This window comes from Limnobacter sp. 130, from assembly GCF_902506325.1.
GTDB lineage: Bacteria > Pseudomonadota > Gammaproteobacteria > Burkholderiales > Burkholderiaceae_B > Limnobacter.
The window spans coordinates 634,553-654,607 of record NZ_LR732328.1; the positions used below are offsets into that span (position 1 = coordinate 634,553).

Genomic DNA, 20,055 nt, shown 5'->3' on the forward strand with positions numbered 1-20,055 from the left:
GGAGCAGGCACATGAGCGACAGCAAAAAAACCGAACATCAGGAACACCTTGAGGCTTTGACTGGCGGTGGCAAACTGACCATCGACCGTCGCACCCTTCTCAAAGGGTTTACCGTGGGTGGTTTTGCCGCAGCCGCGTCGCCTGTGTTGGCCCAAGCCATTACCACGCCAAGCGACGGCCTTGAAGAAGGCCGGGTGTTTGTGGATGTGGGCGACGATGACATGTTCGCCTACCGGGCTTATCCAAAAGGCAAAAAGAACGCGCCCGTTATTCTGGTGGTGCCTGAAATCTTTGGTGTTCATGCCTATCTGGAAGATGTATGCCGTCGTTTTGCCCAGGCCGGCTTTTATGCCTTGGCACCCGAAATATTCTTTCGACATTCCGAGCCAGGGCAGTACGCCACGGTGGCCGCCATTTTGGAAAATGTCATTTCAAAAATGAATGACAAACAGGTGATGGCTGATTTGGACAAATGTGTCGAACATGCGGCCACCGAAGGCGCTGACGCCGAGAAACTCGCCGTGACCGGATTTTGTTGGGGTGGACGAATTACCTGGTTGTATGCCGCTCACCAGCCTGCAGTTAAAGCAGGTGTGGCCTGGTATGGTCGCCTGGTGGGCGCAAAAACTGAATTAACGCCTACACACCCTGTGGATGTGGCTACTCAATTGAAGGCCCCGGTGTTGGGTTTGTATGGATCCGAAGACAGCTCCATTCCGCTGGACACGGTGGAGCAGATGCGAAAGGCCTTGGCTGCCGCCCAGGGCAATTCAAATGCACAAGCCAGCAGTATCACGGTGTTTGACAAGGCACAGCATGGTTTCCACGCTGATTATCGCCCCACCTACAATTCCACCGCGGCGAAACAGGCGTACAATCAGGCGCTTGAGTTCTTGCGGGGCAAGAACCTGATCTAATCTCGGACCGAATCAATCGTGCAATCCAGTTTACCGCTTGTTCTCCTGGCCGCTGCCTTGGGCACGGCCTTGGCCATATTTGCATCTGCGCTTTTAACAGCCCGCCACATTGCACGTTCGCTTGAGCCCATGGTCAGTGTGTCCGCTGGTGTGTTGCTTGGCGCATCGCTGTTGCATTTGCTGCCTGAAGCGCTGGACAAAGGCATGGACCATCACAAGCTATTTGCTTTGTTGTTGGCCGGTTTGTTGTTTTTCTTTGTGCTGGAAAAGTTCGCCATCTTTCGCCACAGTCACCACCATGAGCATGATGGGCATGACCATCATCACGGTTTCGACAAGCGCGAGGCAAGGCGAGGTGGCTTGTTGATTGTTGTGGGTGATTCAATTCACAACTTTGCCGATGGCCTGCTGGTGGCCAGTGCCTTTCTGGTCGATTTCGAATTGGGTTTGGTGACCACGCTGAGCGTGGTTTTACACGAAATCCCCCAGCAAACCGGGGATTATCTGGTGCTGGTGAATGCGGGAATTGCACGCAAAAAAGCCTTGCAACTGATGTCGGTGGCTGGTTTGGCCGCAGTACTGGGCGCGGGTTTGGGTTACACCCTGTTTACCGAACTGCAAACGTTGTTGCCATATGCCTTGGTGTTTGCCGCCGCCAGTTTTATCTATGTTGCCGTGGCCGACCTCATTCCACAAATGCAGCAACGCGTCAAAATCAAAGAGAGTTTCGTGCAATTGTTGTGCATTGGTGGCGGTGTGGCCTTGATCGCCTTGTTGGCCGAAATACTGCACCACCATCACTAAAAGCAAATTCAATAATTATTCAGTTTGCGCCTGTGGGTGGCATAGGAAGAAATGCCACCACAAGTGATAATCAATAGCACGCCAATCCACGTGGTGTTTGTTGGAATGTCACCCAATACCGTGATGCCATAAAACGTAGACACCAGAATGGTGCAGTATTGCAGCGCGGCTGAAAGCCAGGTTGAGCCGCTGCCAAACGACCGGGTCAGCGCCAGGTTGCCAGCACCGCCAAAAAACCCCAAAGCCAATAGCCACAGCAGCGGCCATTCGTAGCCCGCCGTCTTGAAGACTGTAAATTCGCCGAAACCCAATAGATACACCAGCGAGGTAACTGTTGCGGTGCCCGCGAAGTACAGCACTGTTCGCCACTCTGCTTCTTTTGCTTGGCCCAGGCTTTTTAGCTGCAGGTATGCGATCGCTGACACAGCTCCGGCACCCAAGCCAATCAGTGCTGTTGAAAGCTGGTCACTTGCAATCACGGGTTGAAGTACGGCAATAACCCCACCGAACCCAATGGCAATGGCCAGTTGTTCAAGCCAGTTTCTCGATTGACCAAACCAAAGCCACAGAATCAGCGCGATAAACAGGGGGGAGGTGTACATCAGCGTAGTGGCCGTAGCCAGCGGCAATTGCGTGGTGGCATAGAAACCGCACCACATTGCAATAATTCCTGCGATATTTCGTTTTAGGTGCAACATGGCAACCGGGCTTTTCAGGCTAAGTCCCTGAATGACAGCCCAAACCGTGATGCCAATAACCGGTACTGCACCGCGAAACAGCACAATTTCACCCAACGAGACATGGGAGCCTGCCAATTTGACCATGAGGCCCATGGTGCCGAAGCACAGGCAGGCCATTAACATCCAGAGTGCTTGCATGGGGGCAGATTGTAGCGCGACTGTTCGGCTTGCGTCGAGCGTCAGGATAATTCCGGGGTTGCTTTGTAATGCGCAAAGCTGGGGTCAAGCCATACCTCGCGTTTTTCAATCGGTGTGTTGTCCATGGAATGGGTAATGCGAAATACACGCAGGCTTGGTGCATCCGGAATTTTATTGAACAGGCTGGCGATTCGCGGTTCCATGGATTTGACCGACACTTCGTCAGTCATTTGGCCAATTCGCATTTGAAAGACTTCCGAGGCCAGCCGGTAAAGATTACCCGCCGATTTTTGAAGCATCTCAATACTCAGTTTTGGAAAGACTTTCTTTGAAAGGCACAATTGTTCATAGGCAATCAATTGAGTGTGCAGCATGTGCCGAACTTCAATCAACCAGATCGGATCACCCAATGTGACGCCAAGGGCGCGAGATTCCTCGGTATTGGCTTGAATGCTTTCCAGGCTGATCAACTCGGTTTTTACCTCGGTGCCCGCATATTCGGTGGCCCAGTGGTCATTCAGCTTGAATGGGTCTGCCCGATCGTATACCGGGGAAGGCAAGGCTTTGTTGGTAACAAATGTGCCCAGTCCCTGCATTTTTGTCACTAACCCAGACGTCTCCAGGGCTTCAATTGCGCGGCGAATTGTGCCGATTGACACTTGAAAGCGGTCTGAGAGTTTTTTTTCATTGGGCAGTGGTTCGCCAACCTTCCAGGTTTGCCTGAAAATTTCATGGGTCAGCACTTCACTGATTTGTTGGTAGGCGGGGCCGCCACTACGTACGACGGGCCCGTCCAAAGAATTGGCGCCACGCATCATTTGAATATATCCAGAGTTTTATTTTTGTCTAATCAATGTACCAGAAAAATATTAAACAAAAATAGAAATCGCGATATTGATTTGGACGATGCGTGTTGTAGCTTTTCAGAGTATTTTTTTCAACTTTCCGGATTGGTGGTGAGCCGGGTTCATTTGGGCACCATACCAAGCGTGGAAGTGCGCCATGCCGTCTTCCATTGGGCTTTGGTAGGGGCCAGCGTCGTGTTCTCCACGTTCCATCAGCACGCGGCGGCCTTCGTCCATTCGCTCGGCAATTTCGTCATCCTCAACTGCAGTTTCCATGTAGGCGGCTTGCTCAGCCTCGACGAATTCCCGCTCAAACAGGCGAATTTCCTCGGGGTAATAAAACTCAACCACGTTCAATGTTTCCTGTGGCCCCTTCGGGTGCAGCGTGGAAACCACCAACACATGTGGGTACCACTCCACCATGATATTGGGGTACATGCAAAACCAGATTGCGCCGTATTTGGGTTCTACGCCGTTGCTGAATTTTTTGACCGCATCGTGCCACTGGCGATAAACCGGCGTGCCCGGGCGACGAAGCCCGGCCTTGACGCCCACCGATTGCACACTCCAGTTCTCGCCGTAGTACCACTGCAAATCGGAGCAGCTCACAAATTGACCCAGCCCCGGGTGAAACGGCTCCACGTGGTAGTCCTCCAGATAAACCTCAATGAAGGTTTTCCAGTTGTAGGGCAACACATTGCTTTTTACCGAATCAAGCTGAAAATTCGAAAAATCGAGTTCTTCGAGGAACGGCACATTTTTCAGCTCGTCCAGCACATTGCGACCAGAATTAAACAGCAGGCCACGCCAGTTTTGAAGCGGGTAGGACTGTAGCCTGGTGCAAGGTTGCTGTGCAAAATGGGGGGCTCCCAGCAACTCGCCCTTCAAATCGTAGGTCCAGCGGTGAAGCGGACAAACGATATTGCTGGAGTTGCCGTGACCTTTCAGCATAATGGCTTGACGGTGTCGACATACATTGGACAAAAGCTCAATTTCAGAGCCGTTGTTCACCAGAATGCGACCGTCTCCCTCCCACGGAAGTGACCTCCAGTCGCCGTGCTCGGCCACCCAATGGGTGTGACCGACGTAACCCGGTCCGTCTCGATAGAGTAGTTGGATTTCATCCTTCAAAACATGTTCATCAAAATACGTTGAAACATGAGGCTGCAAACTTGACTGCGTCACGGCATGTGACACATTGGACAAATCACTCAAATCGGACATGATCCCGGGGACCTCCTCCAACAGTGTCCCTGATCGACACTGATGCAAATTAACCTGTTGAACAAAAAGAGAAAGTGGGATTGTACCCTTTAGTCCGCATTCCGGCCAAAGACTTTTCGCCTTTGAGCAAACTCGCAGTAAAATGGAAGACTTTGCACTACGCACAGCAGCACAATGAGCCCAAGCAAATCAAAAACAGCATCCGCTGAATCCGCCCAAGCGGTACCAGCCTCCTTCGAAGAAGCGGCAGCCGAACTGGAGGCACTGGTCGATACCATGGATTCCCAGAATCTTGGACTGGATCAATTGTTGACCGATTACAAGCGCGGTGCTTATCTCGTGAAGTATTGTCGCGACCGATTGAGCCAGGTTCGCAAAGAGGTGACCGAGATTGAACAAGCCTTGAACAAACCAGTCGACGAAGGTGATCAGTGAGCTTCCCTCAACCTATTGAGCTGAATTGGTTTGATGAAACCCGCGCGGGTTTTGAGGACATATTGTGTGAGAAGCTTAAGCAGCGCAAAGGCCCTTCAACCGTGCTTAACGAGGCCATTGAATATGCTTTGCTGGATGGCGGCAAACGCCTGCGGGCCATGCTGGTATTTTCTGCTGGCCACGCTGTGGGCACGCCTGTAGGCGAACTAAGCGATGCGGCCTGTGCCATCGAGGCCATGCACGCCTATTCGCTGGTTCACGACGACTTGCCTTGCATGGACAATGACGTGTTGCGCCGTGGCAAGCCGACTTGTCACGTTAAATTTGGCGAAGCATTTGCTTTGTTGGCTGGTGACGCATTGCAAACCACTGCTTTTCAGTGGCTTGCAGAATCAGGCCAAGGCAGTGTGCAGGTTCGTATGCAACAAATTGCGGCCTTGGCCGGTGCTTCCGGTGTTCAGGGCATGGCTGCAGGGCAGGCCATTGACCTTGCGCATGTGGGCAAACCCATGGACTTGTCTGCACTTGAAAACATGCATGCGCGAAAAACTGGCGATTTGATTAAAGCCTCGGTTCGCATGGGTTATGTCAGCAACCCCGACATTTTAAACGTTGAAAAGGAAGGATTAGAGGCCTACGCCCATTGTTTGGGCTTGGCATATCAGGTAATAGACGACATATTAGACGTGGAATCCACCAGCGAAGTGCTCGGTAAAACGTCGGGCAAAGACGCACTGAACAACAAACCCACTATGGTGAGTTTAATGGGGTTGGGCGAAGCCAAAGCGCTGTTGACTCGGCTTCGCGAGCAAGCACTGAGCGCCTGTGACGCCATTGCGCCGCAACGCAGAGCCCCGCTGGAATCCCTTGTAGAATTGATTACAAACCGGAAATCATGACCGATCTGCTGAAAAAAATTGATTGCCCCGCAGACTTGCGGCGATTGTCTGAAAACCAGCTGCCCAAGTTGGCCGATGAGTTGCGCAATTACATTGTGGAGCAAGTGGCCAAAACCGGCGGGCATTTGTCATCCAACCTGGGTACAGTCGAATTGACTGTGGCCTTGCACTATGTGTTCAACACACCGAACGATCGCGTCGTTTGGGACGTGGGCCATCAAACTTATCCGCACAAAATTTTGACTGGGCGCCGTGAGGCCATGCCCGGTTTGCGTCAGTACGGCGGTATATCCGGTTTTCCCAAGCGTTCGGAATCCGAATACGATGCCTTTGGTACTGCACACTCCAGCACCTCCATTTCTGCCGCCTTGGGTATGGCCGTGGCCTCCCGCAATTTGGGCGTAAACCGCAAGCACATTGCGGTGATCGGCGACGGTTCCATGACAGCCGGCATGGCTTTCGAGGCCCTGAATAACGCGGGTGTTACCCCCGACATCGATTTACTGGTCATTTTGAACGACAACGACATGTCGATTTCACCGCCTGTGGGTGCGCTGAACAAATACCTGGCCAAGTTGTTGTCTGGCCGCATGCTGAACAATGTGAAGGAAGTCGGCAAGGGCATTTTGGGCGTAGCCCCACCCTTGTACGAACTTGCGCACCGGCTCGAAGAGCATGTGAAAGGCATGATGAGCCCGGCCACGCTGTTCGAAGAATTTGGTTTTAACTATTACGGCCCGATCGACGGCCACGATCTGGATGCCTTGGTGCCTACGTTGCAAAACCTGCGTGCCATGAAAGGCCCGATTTTTCTGCATGTGATCACCAAAAAGGGAGCAGGTTACAAGCTGGCCGAGCAAGACCCTGTGCTGTACCACGGCCCCGGCAAGTTCGATCCAAGCATTGGCATTCAAAAGTCAACCACGCCCAAGCCACCCACTTACACCCAAATTTTTGGCAAGTGGCTGTGCGACATGGCGCAATCGGATCGCAAACTGGTGGGCATTACCCCCGCCATGCGCGAAGGTTCGGGCATGGTTGAATTCGAGCGACGCTTTCCCTCACGGTATTTTGACGTGGGCATTGCAGAACAACACGCGGTTACCTTTGCGGCAGGTTTGGCCTGCGAGGGCATGAAACCCGTAGTGGCCATTTACTCCACTTTCTTGCAACGTGCCTACGACCAGCTGATTCACGATGTGGCCTTGCAGAATCTGGATGTCACTTTTGCCCTGGACCGAGCAGGTTTGGTTGGGGCCGACGGTGCAACCCACGCCGGCAATTACGATGTTGCCTATCTGCGGTGTATCCCGAATATGATCATTGCTGCACCGTCCAACGAAGACGAGTGTCGCAAGTTGCTGACCACGGCTTATCACTATCCTGGTTGTGCCTCTGTGCGTTATCCGCGTGGTATGGGGCCGGGCGTTGTGGCCGATGAATCGCTGGATTCGCTTGAAATTGGCAGGGCAATTGTGCGTTATTCGCCCGATGAGTCTGAGAATAAACTTGTAATTTTGGCATTTGGCTCCATGTGTGAACCAAGCCTTGAGGCTGGTCGTGCGCTGGGTGCCACCGTGGTGGACATGCGCTGGGTCAAGCCGATTGATGCAGAATTGTTACAACGGTTTGCAGAGCAGCGCTACAGCTTTGTGACTGTGGAAGAGGGCTGTATCATGGGTGGCGCTGGTTCGGCGGTAACTGAACACTTGCACGCCCAAGGCTTTAACAACGCAGTTTTGCAGCTCGGCTTGCCCGATGAATTCATCGACCACGGAGACCCTGCGCTCCTGCTCAAGAATCTTGGACTGGACGCCCAAGGCATAGAAACGTCCATCAAGCAGCACTATGGCGAGCTCTTTGATCGCCACACCAATGTGGTACGCCATGTAGCAGGGCGTTCCGCGAACACATGAGGAAGTTATGAATACACGTGACAAAGGCTTGGAGAATGCCGTGGCCACCAATCCAAACGACCAGGCTATTCCCGATGTCCAAAGCACCATCGATACCCGCCACATTGCAATCCAATCGGTGGGTATTCGTTCTGTCAAATATCCAGTTCTGATTGAACTACAGGGCCAAAAGCCCATGCCATCCGTGGCCGAGTTCGAAATGACCGTGTTTCTGCCCGCCGATCAAAAAGGCACGCACATGTCGCGTTTCATCGCCTTGCTTGAAGAGCAGCAGGGTGCTGTGCTCACCGTGAGCGGTTTCCGCGCCATGTTGGTTGACATGTTGCAGCGCCTGGGTGCACCTTCAGGTCGCATCAAAATGGAGTTGCCTTACTTCCTGTCCAAGGTCGCGCCCATCAGCGGTGTTTCCAGTTTGATGGATTACCAGTTGACCCTGGAGGGTTCTGCCAACGAGCAAGGTCAAGACATTTACCTTACCGTGGTTGTACCTGTGACCAGCCTGTGCCCCTGCTCCAAGAAAATCTCCGAGTACGGCGCGCACAACCAGCGTTCGCACGTTACAGCCCGTGTCCAGTTGAAAGACGATGTGGACATTGCTCAGTTCATCTCGGCAATCGAGCAGCAGGCCTCTTGTGAGTTGTATGGTTTGCTCAAGCGCCCTGACGAAAAGTATGTAACAGAGCGTGCTTACGACAACCCCAAGTTCGTGGAAGATCTGGTTCGCGATGTTGCCATTGCCATGAACAAATTCACGCAGGTGGGGCAGTACACAGTGGAAGCGGAAAACTTCGAGTCAATTCACAACCACTCGGCGTATGCTCGTATAGATCGAGCTTAAAGCCAGTTCTCATCGATTCTTCAGCACGCTGTAAGAATCAACCCCGACAATACGCACAAAATAAATGTCGGGGTGCGAGTACACCTCAGGAGCTATTCGGTTATGGCTGAACCACCCAAGGTCAAGCCCAAGGAATTCTTTATTCTCGGACTAACGTCAGGCGGGCGGCCTTTCCGCCCATCGGACTGGGCAGAGCGCCTGTGCGGCGTGTTGTCTTGCTACCGCCCGCCTGGGCGTCAGCAGAGCCAGCAGCATTTGGCCTACAGCCCTTACGCCAAGCCTATCTTGATGAACAACATTAAATGTGTGGTGATCGACGAGCGCTTGCGCGAAATCGAGCCCATGGCGATGACTTTCGTATTGAATTTTGCACGCGACAACGATTTGCAACTGCTTGACGCCTGCTTATTGCCCGACCCGGAGTAATGCGCGCAAGGCACTTTCTTTATTTTCGGAAAACACAAAAAGCCCCTTTTCAAAATTAAGGGGCTTTTTCATGTGAAACGGACTTTTCGTCAGGTGGAAAGCTGAACCAGCTTTCCCGGTCGCTAATTTAAGCGGCCATGCCTTTTACGAGCGCAGACAAGCGGGACTTGTTACGCGAAGCCTTGTTCTTGTGGACCAGGTCTTTGTCTGCCACGCGATCCAGAATGCTGGTTGTTTCGCGATACACTGCTTGTGCAGCGGCTTTGTCGCCTGCATCAACGGCAGCGCGTACTTTTTTAATCGCGGTTCTCATCGCTGAGCGAATGGCAGAATTGTGCGCATTTGCTTTGGCGGCTTGTTTTGCGCGCTTGCGCGCCTGTGCTGAATTGGCCATATTGCTTGTGTTCCAGGGTGTAGAATTCGAAAACCCGCAATTTTAACAAAATACTAGCCCTTTCACAATCACTATATGAATTTATTGAAATCGGCCGCTGCAGTCAGCGCCATGACGATGCTCTCCCGGATAACAGGTCTGATCCGAGAGACAATCACCGCGCGCCTCTTGGGGGCTGGGGCGGAGTCCGACGCTTTTTTCATTGCTTTCAGAATTCCAAATCTTTTGCGCAGATTGTTCGCCGAGGGTGCTTTTTCGCAGGCCTTTATTCCGATTTTGTCCCAAACAAACGCCACCGAGGGCAAAGCGGCTGCAGTCGATTTGGCGCGGCGTGTCAGTTCCTTGCTGTTTCTCTGTTTGTTGTTGATTGTTGTGTTGGGTGTTCTCGGCGGCAGCTGGGTGGTCATGGGCATGGCCAGTGGTTTGGAGCAAGGCAGCGAACAGTTTGAGCTGACTGTGCTGCTTACCCAATGGATGTTTCCGTACATCCTTTTAATTTCAATGGTGGCCTTGGCCTCGGGCTTGTTGAATACCTTCCGATCATTTGCATTGCCTGCTTTTGCGCCGGTGTTGCTCAATGTCAGCTTTATTGCGGGCGCCTTGCTACTTGCCCCTTATTTTGATCAAGCGGTCAAGGCATTTGCCATTGCCGTCATGGTGGGTGGTGTATTGCAGGTGGCTGTGCTTTGGTATGGATTGGCCCGCACGGGGTGTTTGATCAACCCGTTTGCCGGATTTGGATCCATAAAAGCCGCCTGGCAGGACGATCGGGTTCGTCGAGTATTGAAGAACATGGTGCCTGCAACCCTGGCGGTGTCTGTGGCGCAAATCAGCTTGATCATCAATACCAATATTGCATCGCATCTGGACAAGGGCAGTGTGTCCTGGATTTCTTATGGCGACCGCTTGATGGAATTTCCCACCGCCTTGTTGGGGGTTGCCTTGGGCACCGTGCTGTTGCCTTCGCTTTCTGCAGCCGCCACCCGCAGTCACGAGGAGTATTCCCGCCTGATGGACTGGGGGCTACGCCTGACCGTTGTACTGGTGCTGCCTGCCGCTGTGGGCATGGGGCTGTTCTCGGATGCCTTGGTGGCCTTGCTGTTTCACTATGGCCGTTTTGATGCCAATGATGTGGCCATGACCAGCCAGGCCGTTGTCGCTTATAGCTTGGGCTTGGCAGGTTTGGTATTGGTGAAAATTCTTGCCCCTGGTTTTTATGCCAAGCAGGATATTCGCACCCCGGTAAAAATTGGCATTGCGGTGGTGCTGGCTACCCAGCTCATGAACCTTGTCACCGTGCCTTTGCTGGGGCATGCGGGTTTGCCGCTCAGCATCAGCGGAGGGGCTTTGTTGAATGCTGGGGTGCTGTATTGGGGGCTGCGCAGGCGTGGCTTGTACACGCCATCAACGGGTTGGGCCGTTTATTTTGTCAAAGTGTTGGCGGCTGCCGTGGTCATGGGTGTCGCGCTGTGGTTCATGAATCAGCAATTTGACTGGCTTGCAATGGCCTCAACGCCGCTGTTGCGGGTTGGTATTGTGCTGGGAGTAATCGGGGTGTGTGGTGCAGTGTATTTTGCTGTATTGGCCGCTTTGGGTTTGAATCCGAAGCGCTTGGTTCGCAAGCCTGCAGTTTGATTGCTTGCGGCACCCCGAACAGGGCGCTGCAAGCAGGTTTGAATTACTTCAATGCGTCAAAGGCGCGGCCTTTGATTTCTTCAACGCTGCCAACACCAGCAATTTTTCGGTATTGGGGCGCATTGGCATCGCCTGTGGCTGCCCATTGACCATAGTAGTCCACCAAGGGGCGTGTCTGCTTTTCATACACTTCAAGGCGCTTCTTGACGGTTTCTTCCTTGTCGTCGTCACGCTGAACCAAAGGCTCGCCTGTCACGTCATCAATGCCTTCCTGTTTGGGGGGATTGAATTTAACGTGATAAGTCCGGCCTGATGCAGGGTGAGTACGGCGGCCGCTCATTCGATCAATGATTGCGTCGTGGGGAACATCAATTTCCAGCACGAAATCAATTTTTACGCCGGCCTCTTTCATGGCCTCAGCTTGTGGAATGGTGCGGGGAAAGCCGTCAAACAAGTAACCATTGGCACAGTCGGATTCTTTCAAGCGTTCTTTCACCAGGTTAATGATGATTTCGTCTGAAACCAGGCCGCCACTGTCCATGACTTTTTTAGCCTCAATGCCCAAGGGGGTACCTGCTTTGACTGCAGCGCGCAGCATGTCGCCGGTGGAAATTTGGGGAATGCCAAATTTTTCTTTGATGAATGTCGCCTGCGTGCCTTTACCAGCACCGGGCGCTCCCAATAGAATTAAACGCATAGTCGCCTCAAGAGTTTTAAATCTGCTGGCCTGTTGTACAAGACGCGTTGTTTACAACAGGCAATGTTTTTTGGCCGGTTATTCTTATTCGAAGCCTTCGCGATTATGGGTGGTTCAACTTGCAGAAAACTTACCCACAGGCGGACTCGAATATTTCTTCATGGTCGTTCAGCCTTAACGAGACCCGAACAATGTCCTGACTTTTTCCAGGTCTTGCACGGTGTCTACCCCGGGAAGCGGGGCATCCTGAATCATACACACTTTTATACGAAAGCCATTGGCCAGCGCCCGCAGTTGTTCAAGTGATTCAAGCACTTCGATTCGGGCGGGGGGCAGTGTTTGATACACCTTGAGAAAACGGGCGCGGTAGGCGTACAAGCCAATGTGGCGAATGCCCAGCTGCCCTGCAGGCGCACCTGTTGGCCAGGATTCCAAGGCATACGCATCTCGCGGGTAAGGAATCGGGGCCCGGGAAAAGTAAAGCGCTTCACCGTCTTCCCGCATGGCGATCTTCACCACATTGGGGTTCTTGAATTCTTCCCAGTTGTCGATGGTGTGCCCACACGTCGCAATGTCTTGCGCGTCGTCCAGCAAGGCTTTGGCCACCAGGTCAATCAGGGCGGGGTCAATCAGGGGTTCGTCACCCTGCACGTTCACTACCACCGTGTCGTCGGCCCAGCCTTTGATCTGGGCTACTTCTGCAATTCTGTCCGTACCGGTTGGCCAGTCACCACGCGTCATGACAACCTGCAGGCCATGCGCTTTGCACACCGTTTCAATGTCAGGGTGATCCGTGGCCACCAGCACTTCGTCGGCTCCAGACTTCAAGGCCTGTTCAGCCACGCGCACCACCATGGGTTTGCCCGCAATGTCGAGTAGCGGTTTGCCGGGCAGGCGGGTGGATGCATGACGGGCCGGAATGACGGCTTTGAACATGGGGCTTAAGGGTTGGAAGTTGAAACGGGTTCAGCCTGATCCACCAGCATGATGGGGATTCCGTCTCGCACAGGAAATGCGAGTTTGTCAGCTTTGCACACCAGGTAGCCGTCGCTTGGCCGTTTTACAAGTGGCCCTTTGCAGATGGGGCAAACCAGGATATCAATCAATTGTGGGTCCAATGCAATCCTCTAGGGCTTGTGTCAGGGCGGGGGGCAGTGTGACGCTTATCTCGGCCACCCACACCTTTGGGTTCGAATGGTCCAATTTTACGGCATCTTTGCCGCTTGTGATCAGCACCTGTTGAATGAACTGTGCGCAAAAGTCTTCAGGATAGTTGAAATGATCCGGAAGTCCATGGCGGGCATCCAGGTTAAGGCCGACAGACCGAAGCGCAGCGAACAATTTTTCCGGGTTGCCCATTCCGGTAAATGCCACTAATTTCAACCCTTTCCAGTGTTCCTTGGCTTGGTCGATTGTCAAGAAAAGGCCAGAGCTCAGTTGACTGAATCCTGTCAGTTGAACCTGTATGGCGTGCCAATTGTTTTGAACCGGCCTGTTCAGTGCCTTGCTCAGCACTTGCGGTGCAATGTTAGAGCACAGCACCGCATCCACAGAGTCGAGTCTGGCGAGTGGCTCTCGCAAAGGGCCAGCAGGCAGAAGGCGACCATTGCCATGCGCGCGGGAATCAAACACAACCCATTCAAGTTGGCGGGCAAGGCGGTGATGTTGCAAACCATCGTCTGACACGATCAAACTCAAATCGGGGAAGTGTCGCAACAGAAGGTTGACCGCCTGGCTTCGATCGGCGCACACGGCCACCGGGCAACCGGTTTCATGGCTTAAAAAGAGAGGCTCGTCTCCTACCTCACTTGCTGCAGGCAGTGTCTGCGCGGGGTCAATCAGCATGGGGGTTTGTGCTGAACGACCGTACCCACGGCTGACGATTCCGACCTGCTGACCATTCGCCAAAAAGTGTTGGCACACTGCCATCACGATCGGGGTTTTGCCAGCGCCACCCGCAATCAGATTGCCAATAACCAACACAGGAGGTCTGCAGGCTTTTTTGGCAGCGACCGATTTTTTGTTTTGTCTGCTCACCCAGCGCAGGCTTTTGTAAATCAATTCGAGCAAACTTAAGGACAGACCGACGATGAGGCTTGGCTTGTGCCCGCCATACCAAATCTGAAGCAAGCCCGACTCAACCTGGGCCTTGCGATTCCCGGTGTTCATGGGGCTTTGCCGCCGGCAGTGGCGATCGATACCCTTGCAACGCCCAGTGAGGCCAGCATGTCCATGACCAGCACGACAGATTGATGCGTTGCTGCTGCGTCGGCCTCCACAATTGCCCTGCGTTCTTCACCAGCCGGTTTTGCAGCCAAAGTCTTGCTGAGCTCGGTGCGCAATTGGGTTTCGGTCAGTACACTTTGAGCACCCAGTGCGTAATTGCCATCTCGACCTACTCGTATTCGCAGTGCCTCCGGCGGCGTGGTGTCTTCCTTCGCACTTTGGGTGCCGGGCAGGTCTACCTCTAGTTGGCTCGGTTGCATGAACGTAGTCGACACCACCAAAAAGATAACAATCACCAACAACACATCAATGAGTGGAATGAGGTTGATGTCGGGTGCTTCAGTGCCTGTTTTTCGCTTGATTCTCAATGCCCGCCCCTCAGGCCTGTTTGCGCGAGTTGGCGTGCTGTTTGAGCAAATCTTCAAACGGCTTGAGCGAGTCGCCCATGTCATCGAGCAGGCTGTTGATCCGGATCCGGAACAGTCGATAGGCGACCAAGGCGGGAATGGCCACGATCAAGCCGAAAGCGGTGTTGTAGAGGGCCACGGCAATACCTGCGGCAATCGCTTCTGGCGTTTGAGCCCCGGAACCTTGAACAGCAAAAATTTCGATCATGCCAATGACCGTGCCCAGCAAGCCCATCAAAGGGGCGGCGCTGGCAATCATGGACAACACATCCAGGTGTTTCTCGAGCGTGTTTTGAATTCCGATTGATTTATCCTGCATCGCGGTCTCAATGCTCTCGTTCTTGTAGAACGCGGAAAGCCCTGCGGCCATCAAACCACCCAACGCACTGTGTGCCTCTAGTCGGGCAATATTTTGTCGGTCTTTGAACTGGGGGAGGGTTTTGCAAACATCGGTCACCAGATTTTCAGGTATCAAGTCCTTCTTGCGTAAGGCCCAAATGCGTTCCAGCATGATTGCCAAGGCGACCACCGAACCAAAAATCAGAGGCCAAATTGGCCAGCCCGCCGCAGAAATGATTGACCACACAAGTAGACTCCTATTCAGTAAGACACGGACTCTAGCGAAAAAACCAACATTACACAAATTGCGCCGAAGTCGAAATATTTGTTCATTGTGGATAACTTTGGGGAAAAGCCCCTCAAATTTTTGAATTATCAGCTGCTTTTAAGAAAAATGAACTTTTTGTGCACTGTAATTTGTTTGTTTTTTCTTTTGTAATCAGTTGCTTATGTTTGTTCTCTTGTATTTCGGGCATGTTGCACAGAAAGTAATCTTTTGTTATCGCATGTGGAAATGTTCTGGTTTTTTAGCCAGTTTGGTCTATAAATGATTGACTTAAAAACAGTTTTCTCGGTCAGCCAACTGGCGCGGCACTTGAATGATCATCTTCGAAATGAATTTGGTTCGATCCGGATTCAAGGCGAAGTGGCGGCGTTTACCCGTGCTTCTTCCGGGCATTGGTACTTGGCGTTGAAAGACGAATCTGCTCAATTGAAGGCGGTCATGTTCCGCCAACGCAATGTCCTTGCCGGCTTTTTTCCGGCTGTGGGGGACAAAGTCGAGGTGCTTGCCCAACTGGCCATGTACGAGCAACGTGGCGAACTGCAGTTGATCGTTGATGTGATCAAGAAAGCCGGGCAGGGCAATTTGCACGAGCAGTATTTGCAACTGAAAACCAAGTTGACCCAGGAAGGCTTGTTCGATTCTGGTCGCAAACGTTCACTTCCTTCTGTTGTATTCAATCTTGGCGTGATTACCTCTTTGCAAGCCGCAGCGCTTGCCGATGTAAAACAGGCTCTGGCTCGGCGCGCGCCCCATGTCGAATATTCCGTTTATCACACCGCAGTACAGGGCGAGCAGGCGGCAGCGCAAATTATTGAGGCCTTGCGCAAGGCCGACCAAGCAGGTCACCAGGCGCTTGTGCTTTGCCGCGGCGGTGGTAGCCTGGAGGATCTGTGGTGTTTCAACGTAGAGGCTGTTGTGCGCGCGGTGGCGGCGTGTAAAACGCCAATCGTGGTTGGGGTGGGGCATGAAACCGATGTGACGCTGGCCGAGTTTGCCGCAGATTTGCGTGCTGCAACACCGACTGCCGCCGCTGAATTGATCAGCCGGCCTACGCGTGAATTGCTGGCCGAGATTCAAGGTTTGCATATGGGCTTGCGCAAAGCCTTGCGTCACCGGGCTCAAATGCTGGTTCAGCGCGTGGATCGTGCCGAGCTGGGCTTGCTGACACCCACGGCTTATTTGAATTCTCTTGAGTCACGCTTGAGTAACGCCAGTAGCCGTTTGCCAAAGCTGGTGGAGCGTGGACTGGTGCAACAGTCCAACTCGATTGGCGGTTTGTGGCAATCGATGTCACTTGAAATGGAGGCCTCGCAAAATTCGGTGGGCCGAAGCACTCAATTTCTGCAAAGTGCGCTTTTGGCGGCTCAGCGACGGCGCATGGCCGCATTTGATTCAAGCATCGAGCGTTTGGGTTCTGTGGTCGAGGCTGTTTCCCCTCAAAGAACCCTTGAGCGAGGTTATGCTTTTTTGCAGCCAGAAGGTCGTGATACGGTGATTCGCTCTGTGGCGGATGTGCAAACGGGCGATGGTTTGCGCGCCACCCTGGCTGACGGGGAAATTGTGGTGAATGTTCGCGAGAAAACAGAGCTGCGCGGAACGTTCAACAAGGATGTCAAAAAATCAAGATAGAATCAGAGGGGTTGAAATGCCGGGTTTTGCCCCAAGCTGAAGTTTTCGTATTGATTGAAGTGAGAGAGGATACTGATATGCAACACACACTGCCCGAACTGCCCTACGCGATGGACGCGCTGGCTCCCCATATTTCCAAAGAAACACTGGAATACCACTACGGCAAGCACCATGCTGCTTACGTTACAAATCTGAACAACCTGGTAAAGGGCACTGAGTTTGAAAACTCTGGCCTGGAAGACATCGTCAAGAAGTCGACCGGCGGCGTATTCAACAACGCAGCGCAAATCTGGAACCACACTTTTTATTGGCATTGCCTGTCACCCAATGGTGGCGGCGCACCAAGCGGCAAACTGGCTGACGCAATCAATGCCAAATTCGGCAGCTTTGATGCATTCAAGGAAGCATTTACAAAAAGTGCAATCGGTAATTTTGGTTCCAGCTGGACATGGTTGGTGAAAAAAGCCGATGGTTCTGTGGACATTGTGAACACCAGCAACGCTGCCACACCGTTGACTACCCAGGACAAGCCCCTGTTGACCTGCGACTTGTGGGAACACGCTTACTACATCGACTATCGCAATGCCCGCCCCAAGTACGTTGAGACTTTCTGGAACCTGGTGAACTGGGAATTTGCATCCAAGAATTTCGAAGGCTAAATTTTTCGAAATCAGATTGAGAAGACCGACCCTCGAGTTGTGCAGCATGTGCAACAAAGGGTCGGTTTTTTTATGTTCGTTATGGTTGTGTGTCCTTGGCTTGTTCGGGCAGGTGCAACTGCTCGCCTGCCTCAATACCGAGTTTTAAGAACCAGCCCTGATTCATTTCCAGTGCAAACCTGGCGCTGCCACTGGAGCAGTGAATATCTGCCGTACCGGCTTTCATTGGCTCAATATTCAGAATGACTCCGTTGCTGTCTGCAAAGGCCACATCGAGATCAATCAACGTGTTTTTCATCCACATGCACTGGGTTTCGCTGTGTTTGAACACAAAAAGCATCCCAGCGTTTTTTCCTAGATTTTGTCGATTCATCAAACCAATTTGGCGGGTTAGGTCGCTGTTGGCCAGCTCGGCTTTCACGACATGTTCGCCCACATGAAGCTGTACGATTGGCAATTGCGCCTGAACCGGTCCAGCCGCATTGCTTATGCAGGCAGCCAAGCCCAGTGCGGTCGCCGCCAGTGTCAGCCTGAATGTGGCGCGGTGATTGTTCATTTGATCAAAGTGCATGAAATCTGGTTCCTGTCAGAGATCTGAAAGAAGATGGCGTTATTATACGGCTTGGCGCAATAAGGAATGCAATTTCATATTGCGAAATAATTGTGATTTTCGTAGTGAAGGGATACACTAGAGTGTTCCCTCTAACACACCAGAGAAGCAGCGGAGAGACCATGTACCAACACATTAAAGTCCCATCAGTCGGCGAAAAAATCACGGTCAATAGTGATTACTCGTTGAGCGTACCCGATCAACCCATCATTCCATACATCGAAGGCGATGGCACTGGCTTTGACATTACACCAGTGATGATCGACGTGGTCGACGCCGCTGTGGCCAAAGCATACGGTGGCAAGCGCAAGATCAGCTGGATGGAAATTTATGCCGGTGAAAAGTCCACCAAGGTGTATGGCCCCGATGTGTGGCTGCCTGAAGAAACCCTGGAAGTGTTGAAAGAATATGTGGTGTCTGTAAAAGGCCCACTGACCACGCCAGTAGGTGGTGGCATTCGTTCCATTAACGTTGCCTTGCGTCAGCAGCTTGATCTGTATGTGTGCTTGCGCCCTGTGCGTTACTTTACTGGCGTGCCCAGCCCGGTGAAAGAGCCCCACAAAACCGACATGGTTATTTTCCGTGAAAACTCGGAAGACATCTATGCAGGCATTGAATACGAAGCCGAAACTGAGAAGGCCCAAAAACTGATCAAGTTTTTGCGCGAAGAAATGGGCGTGAGCAAAATTCGCTTCCCCGAAACTTCGGGTATTGGTATTAAACCCATTTCCAAGGAAGGTACTGAACGCCTGTTCCGCAAGGCAATCCAGTACGCGATCGACAACAAAAAGCCTTCTGTGACTATTGTTCACAAGGGCAACATCATGAAGTACACCGAAGGCGCATTTGCAGCCTGGTCGTATGCATTGGCCAAGAATGAGTTTGGCGCAGAATTGCTGGACGGTGGCCCATGGATGAAGATCAAGGCAGCTCACGGCGATATCGTAATCAAAGACGTGATCGCGGATGCCTTCTTGCAGCAAATCTTGTTGCGCCCTGCTGAATACAGCGTAATCGCCACCATGAATTTGAATGGCGACTATATTTCCGATGCGTTGGCTGCACAAGTGGGCGGTATTGGCATTGCCCCAGGCGCGAACTTGTCCGATTCCATCGCCATGTTTGAAGCCACACACGGTACGGCGCCCAAGTACGCGGGCAAAGATTACGTGAACCCAGGTTCGCAAATTTTGTCTGCAGAAATGATGTTGCGCCACATGGGTTGGGTTGAAGCGGCTGACTTGATCATCAGTTCAATGGAGAAGTCCATTTCTTCCAAGAAAGTGACATATGACTTCGCACGCTTGATGGAAGGCGCCACGCAAGTGAGCTGTTCTGGCTTTGGTCAGGTCATGATCGACCACATGTAAGGCATTCGTCTGTTTGCCCCAAGAAAAAAGCCGGCTTGGGGCCGGCTTTTTTCTTAATCGATGGTTTGATTATTTTACTTATCAGGCGGCGCTGGTTGCGTCCATTACAGAGATGTTCTGAGCCTGCTTACCTTTTGGTCCATCCACCACTTCAAAAGTCACTTTCTGACCTTCTTTAAGTGTGCGGAATCCAGATGCCTGGATTGCTGAAAAGTGGGCAAATAGTTCATCACTCCCTTGATCTGGAGTAATAAAACCAAAACCCTTTGCATCATTGAACCATTTTACGGTGCCGGTCGCCATCGCGAAACCTCCTTCAAAAAACAATACTTCGATCGGAACGCAAGAACTTTCCGACAACTCGCCAGTCATAGCCAGCTTGACTCCTATTCTTTGACCTGTTTACGCTGGGGTCAACCATACAATAGATACATTTTTTCAGGGTTTACCCCTTGTAATAGACAGGATCTGTCTATATCTAGTCACATCCGGCTTTTTGGGTGATTGACCAGGTGGGGCCAAAATTGCAAATTGGACTGAGGGTTTGCATATTTTTTGACGTGTTGCTGATTGAATTTTCAGGAAAATTTTCTAGCCTTCAATAAAGGCAGTGTATTGCTC

The 20,055-nt window shown here is 52.2% G+C and carries 23 protein-coding genes; 11 read left to right on the forward strand and 12 right to left on the reverse strand.

Annotated elements, in window-relative coordinates; translation table 11 throughout:
* Nucleotides 1-11 precede the first annotated feature (11 nt).
* Nucleotides 12-917 carry a dienelactone hydrolase family protein gene (locus FRIGORI9N_RS03075; RefSeq protein ID WP_159568425.1) on the forward strand — a complete coding sequence of 302 codons (906 nt, stop codon included), beginning with the start codon at nucleotides 12-14 and terminating at the stop codon, nucleotides 915-917.
* An 18-nt stretch (nucleotides 918-935) separates the two neighbouring features.
* Nucleotides 936-1,721 carry a ZIP family metal transporter gene (locus FRIGORI9N_RS03080; RefSeq protein WP_159568426.1) on the forward strand — a complete coding sequence of 262 codons (786 nt, stop codon included), beginning with the start codon at nucleotides 936-938 and terminating at the stop codon, nucleotides 1,719-1,721.
* A gap of 8 nt (nucleotides 1,722-1,729) precedes the next feature.
* Here FRIGORI9N_RS03080 and FRIGORI9N_RS03085 read toward each other — a convergent pair whose 3' ends face one another.
* The 3 genes from FRIGORI9N_RS03085 to FRIGORI9N_RS03095 all read right to left on the reverse strand — a co-directional run bounded on the left by FRIGORI9N_RS03085 (nucleotide 1,730) and on the right by FRIGORI9N_RS03095 (nucleotide 4,650).
* Nucleotides 1,730-2,599 carry a DMT family transporter gene (locus tag FRIGORI9N_RS03085; protein WP_159568427.1) on the reverse strand — a complete coding sequence of 290 codons (870 nt, stop codon included), beginning with the start codon at nucleotides 2,597-2,599 and terminating at the stop codon, nucleotides 1,730-1,732.
* Nucleotides 2,600-2,640: 41 nt separating this feature from the next.
* Nucleotides 2,641-3,417: a GntR family transcriptional regulator gene (locus FRIGORI9N_RS03090; protein ID WP_159568428.1), complete on the reverse strand. Its 777-nt coding sequence runs from the start codon at nucleotides 3,415-3,417 to the stop codon at nucleotides 2,641-2,643.
* Between the two features lie 105 nt (nucleotides 3,418-3,522).
* Complete coding sequence (locus tag FRIGORI9N_RS03095; protein ID WP_159569585.1) at nucleotides 3,523-4,650, reverse strand: aromatic ring-hydroxylating dioxygenase subunit alpha; 1,128 nt, start codon at nucleotides 4,648-4,650, stop codon at nucleotides 3,523-3,525.
* 192 nt (nucleotides 4,651-4,842) lie between these two features.
* On the opposite strand from FRIGORI9N_RS03095, the gene xseB reads away from it, so the two are divergent.
* The 5 genes from xseB to FRIGORI9N_RS03120 all read left to right on the forward strand — a co-directional run bounded on the left by xseB (nucleotide 4,843) and on the right by FRIGORI9N_RS03120 (nucleotide 9,182).
* A complete protein-coding gene (gene xseB / locus FRIGORI9N_RS03100; RefSeq protein ID WP_159568429.1) occupies nucleotides 4,843-5,103 on the forward strand; it encodes an exodeoxyribonuclease VII small subunit in 261 nt (86 codons plus the stop codon).
* A complete protein-coding gene (locus FRIGORI9N_RS03105; RefSeq protein ID WP_201301398.1) occupies nucleotides 5,100-6,002 on the forward strand; it encodes a polyprenyl synthetase family protein in 903 nt (300 codons plus the stop codon). Before xseB ends, FRIGORI9N_RS03105 begins: the two co-directional genes overlap by 4 nt.
* Nucleotides 5,996-7,918: a 1-deoxy-D-xylulose-5-phosphate synthase gene (gene dxs, locus FRIGORI9N_RS03110; RefSeq protein WP_159569589.1), complete on the forward strand. Its 1,923-nt coding sequence runs from the start codon at nucleotides 5,996-5,998 to the stop codon at nucleotides 7,916-7,918. Before FRIGORI9N_RS03105 ends, dxs begins: the two co-directional genes overlap by 7 nt.
* A 7-nt stretch (nucleotides 7,919-7,925) precedes the next feature.
* Complete coding sequence (gene folE2, locus FRIGORI9N_RS03115; RefSeq protein WP_159568430.1) at nucleotides 7,926-8,756, forward strand: GTP cyclohydrolase FolE2; 831 nt, start codon at nucleotides 7,926-7,928, stop codon at nucleotides 8,754-8,756.
* Nucleotides 8,757-8,858: 102 nt separating this feature from the next.
* The gene (locus FRIGORI9N_RS03120; RefSeq protein ID WP_159568431.1) at nucleotides 8,859-9,182 is read left to right on the forward strand and encodes a DUF3579 domain-containing protein; all 324 of its coding nucleotides are present in this window, start codon (nucleotides 8,859-8,861) and stop codon (nucleotides 9,180-9,182) included.
* A gap of 127 nt (nucleotides 9,183-9,309) precedes the next feature.
* On the opposite strand, the gene rpsT is transcribed toward FRIGORI9N_RS03120, so the two are convergent.
* Nucleotides 9,310-9,576: a 30S ribosomal protein S20 gene (gene rpsT, locus FRIGORI9N_RS03125; protein ID WP_159568432.1), complete on the reverse strand. Its 267-nt coding sequence runs from the start codon at nucleotides 9,574-9,576 to the stop codon at nucleotides 9,310-9,312.
* A 75-nt stretch (nucleotides 9,577-9,651) separates the two neighbouring features.
* On the opposite strand from rpsT, the gene murJ reads away from it, so the two are divergent.
* Nucleotides 9,652-11,211, forward strand: coding sequence for a murein biosynthesis integral membrane protein MurJ (murJ, locus tag FRIGORI9N_RS03130; protein WP_159568433.1), 1,560 nt, complete (start codon nucleotides 9,652-9,654; stop codon nucleotides 11,209-11,211).
* 43 nt (nucleotides 11,212-11,254) lie between these two features.
* On the opposite strand, the gene adk is transcribed toward murJ, so the two are convergent.
* The 6 genes from adk to FRIGORI9N_RS03160 all read right to left on the reverse strand — a co-directional run bounded on the left by adk (nucleotide 11,255) and on the right by FRIGORI9N_RS03160 (nucleotide 15,127).
* The gene (gene adk, locus FRIGORI9N_RS03135) at nucleotides 11,255-11,908 is read right to left on the reverse strand and encodes an adenylate kinase (protein ID WP_159568434.1); all 654 of its coding nucleotides are present in this window, start codon (nucleotides 11,906-11,908) and stop codon (nucleotides 11,255-11,257) included.
* A 174-nt stretch (nucleotides 11,909-12,082) separates the two neighbouring features.
* Nucleotides 12,083-12,844: a 3-deoxy-manno-octulosonate cytidylyltransferase gene (gene kdsB, locus FRIGORI9N_RS03140; protein WP_159568435.1), complete on the reverse strand. Its 762-nt coding sequence runs from the start codon at nucleotides 12,842-12,844 to the stop codon at nucleotides 12,083-12,085.
* A gap of 5 nt (nucleotides 12,845-12,849) precedes the next feature.
* Complete coding sequence (locus tag FRIGORI9N_RS03145; RefSeq protein ID WP_159568436.1) at nucleotides 12,850-13,026, reverse strand: Trm112 family protein; 177 nt, start codon at nucleotides 13,024-13,026, stop codon at nucleotides 12,850-12,852.
* Complete coding sequence (lpxK, locus tag FRIGORI9N_RS03150) at nucleotides 13,007-14,077, reverse strand: tetraacyldisaccharide 4'-kinase (protein WP_159568437.1); 1,071 nt, start codon at nucleotides 14,075-14,077, stop codon at nucleotides 13,007-13,009. The genes FRIGORI9N_RS03145 and lpxK overlap by 20 nt, the downstream gene beginning before the upstream one ends.
* On the reverse strand, nucleotides 14,074-14,502 hold the full coding sequence (locus FRIGORI9N_RS03155; RefSeq protein ID WP_236550786.1) for a biopolymer transporter ExbD: 429 nt from the start codon (nucleotides 14,500-14,502) through the stop codon (nucleotides 14,074-14,076). Before FRIGORI9N_RS03155 ends, lpxK begins: the two co-directional genes overlap by 4 nt.
* A gap of 10 nt (nucleotides 14,503-14,512) precedes the next feature.
* The gene (locus FRIGORI9N_RS03160; protein WP_159568439.1) at nucleotides 14,513-15,127 is read right to left on the reverse strand and encodes a MotA/TolQ/ExbB proton channel family protein; all 615 of its coding nucleotides are present in this window, start codon (nucleotides 15,125-15,127) and stop codon (nucleotides 14,513-14,515) included.
* A gap of 300 nt (nucleotides 15,128-15,427) precedes the next feature.
* Here FRIGORI9N_RS03160 and xseA point away from each other — a divergent pair, with 300 nt between their 5' ends.
* The gene (xseA, locus tag FRIGORI9N_RS03165; protein ID WP_159568440.1) at nucleotides 15,428-16,795 is read left to right on the forward strand and encodes an exodeoxyribonuclease VII large subunit; all 1,368 of its coding nucleotides are present in this window, start codon (nucleotides 15,428-15,430) and stop codon (nucleotides 16,793-16,795) included.
* A gap of 77 nt (nucleotides 16,796-16,872) precedes the next feature.
* Complete coding sequence (gene sodB / locus FRIGORI9N_RS03170; protein WP_159568441.1) at nucleotides 16,873-17,454, forward strand: superoxide dismutase [Fe]; 582 nt, start codon at nucleotides 16,873-16,875, stop codon at nucleotides 17,452-17,454.
* Between the two features lie 79 nt (nucleotides 17,455-17,533).
* Here the strand turns inward: sodB and FRIGORI9N_RS03175 are convergent, their stop codons facing one another.
* Entirely contained in the window at nucleotides 17,534-18,025 is a 492-nt protein-coding gene (locus FRIGORI9N_RS03175) for a DUF192 domain-containing protein (RefSeq protein WP_236550787.1), read from the reverse strand.
* A 161-nt stretch (nucleotides 18,026-18,186) separates the two neighbouring features.
* On the opposite strand from FRIGORI9N_RS03175, the gene icd reads away from it, so the two are divergent.
* Nucleotides 18,187-19,434, forward strand: coding sequence for an NADP-dependent isocitrate dehydrogenase (icd, locus tag FRIGORI9N_RS03180; protein ID WP_159568442.1), 1,248 nt, complete (start codon nucleotides 18,187-18,189; stop codon nucleotides 19,432-19,434).
* 81 nt (nucleotides 19,435-19,515) lie between these two features.
* On the opposite strand, the gene FRIGORI9N_RS03185 is transcribed toward icd, so the two are convergent.
* On the reverse strand, nucleotides 19,516-19,737 hold the full coding sequence (locus FRIGORI9N_RS03185; protein ID WP_008252332.1) for a cold-shock protein: 222 nt from the start codon (nucleotides 19,735-19,737) through the stop codon (nucleotides 19,516-19,518).
* Nucleotides 19,738-20,055: the final 318 nt, after the last annotated feature.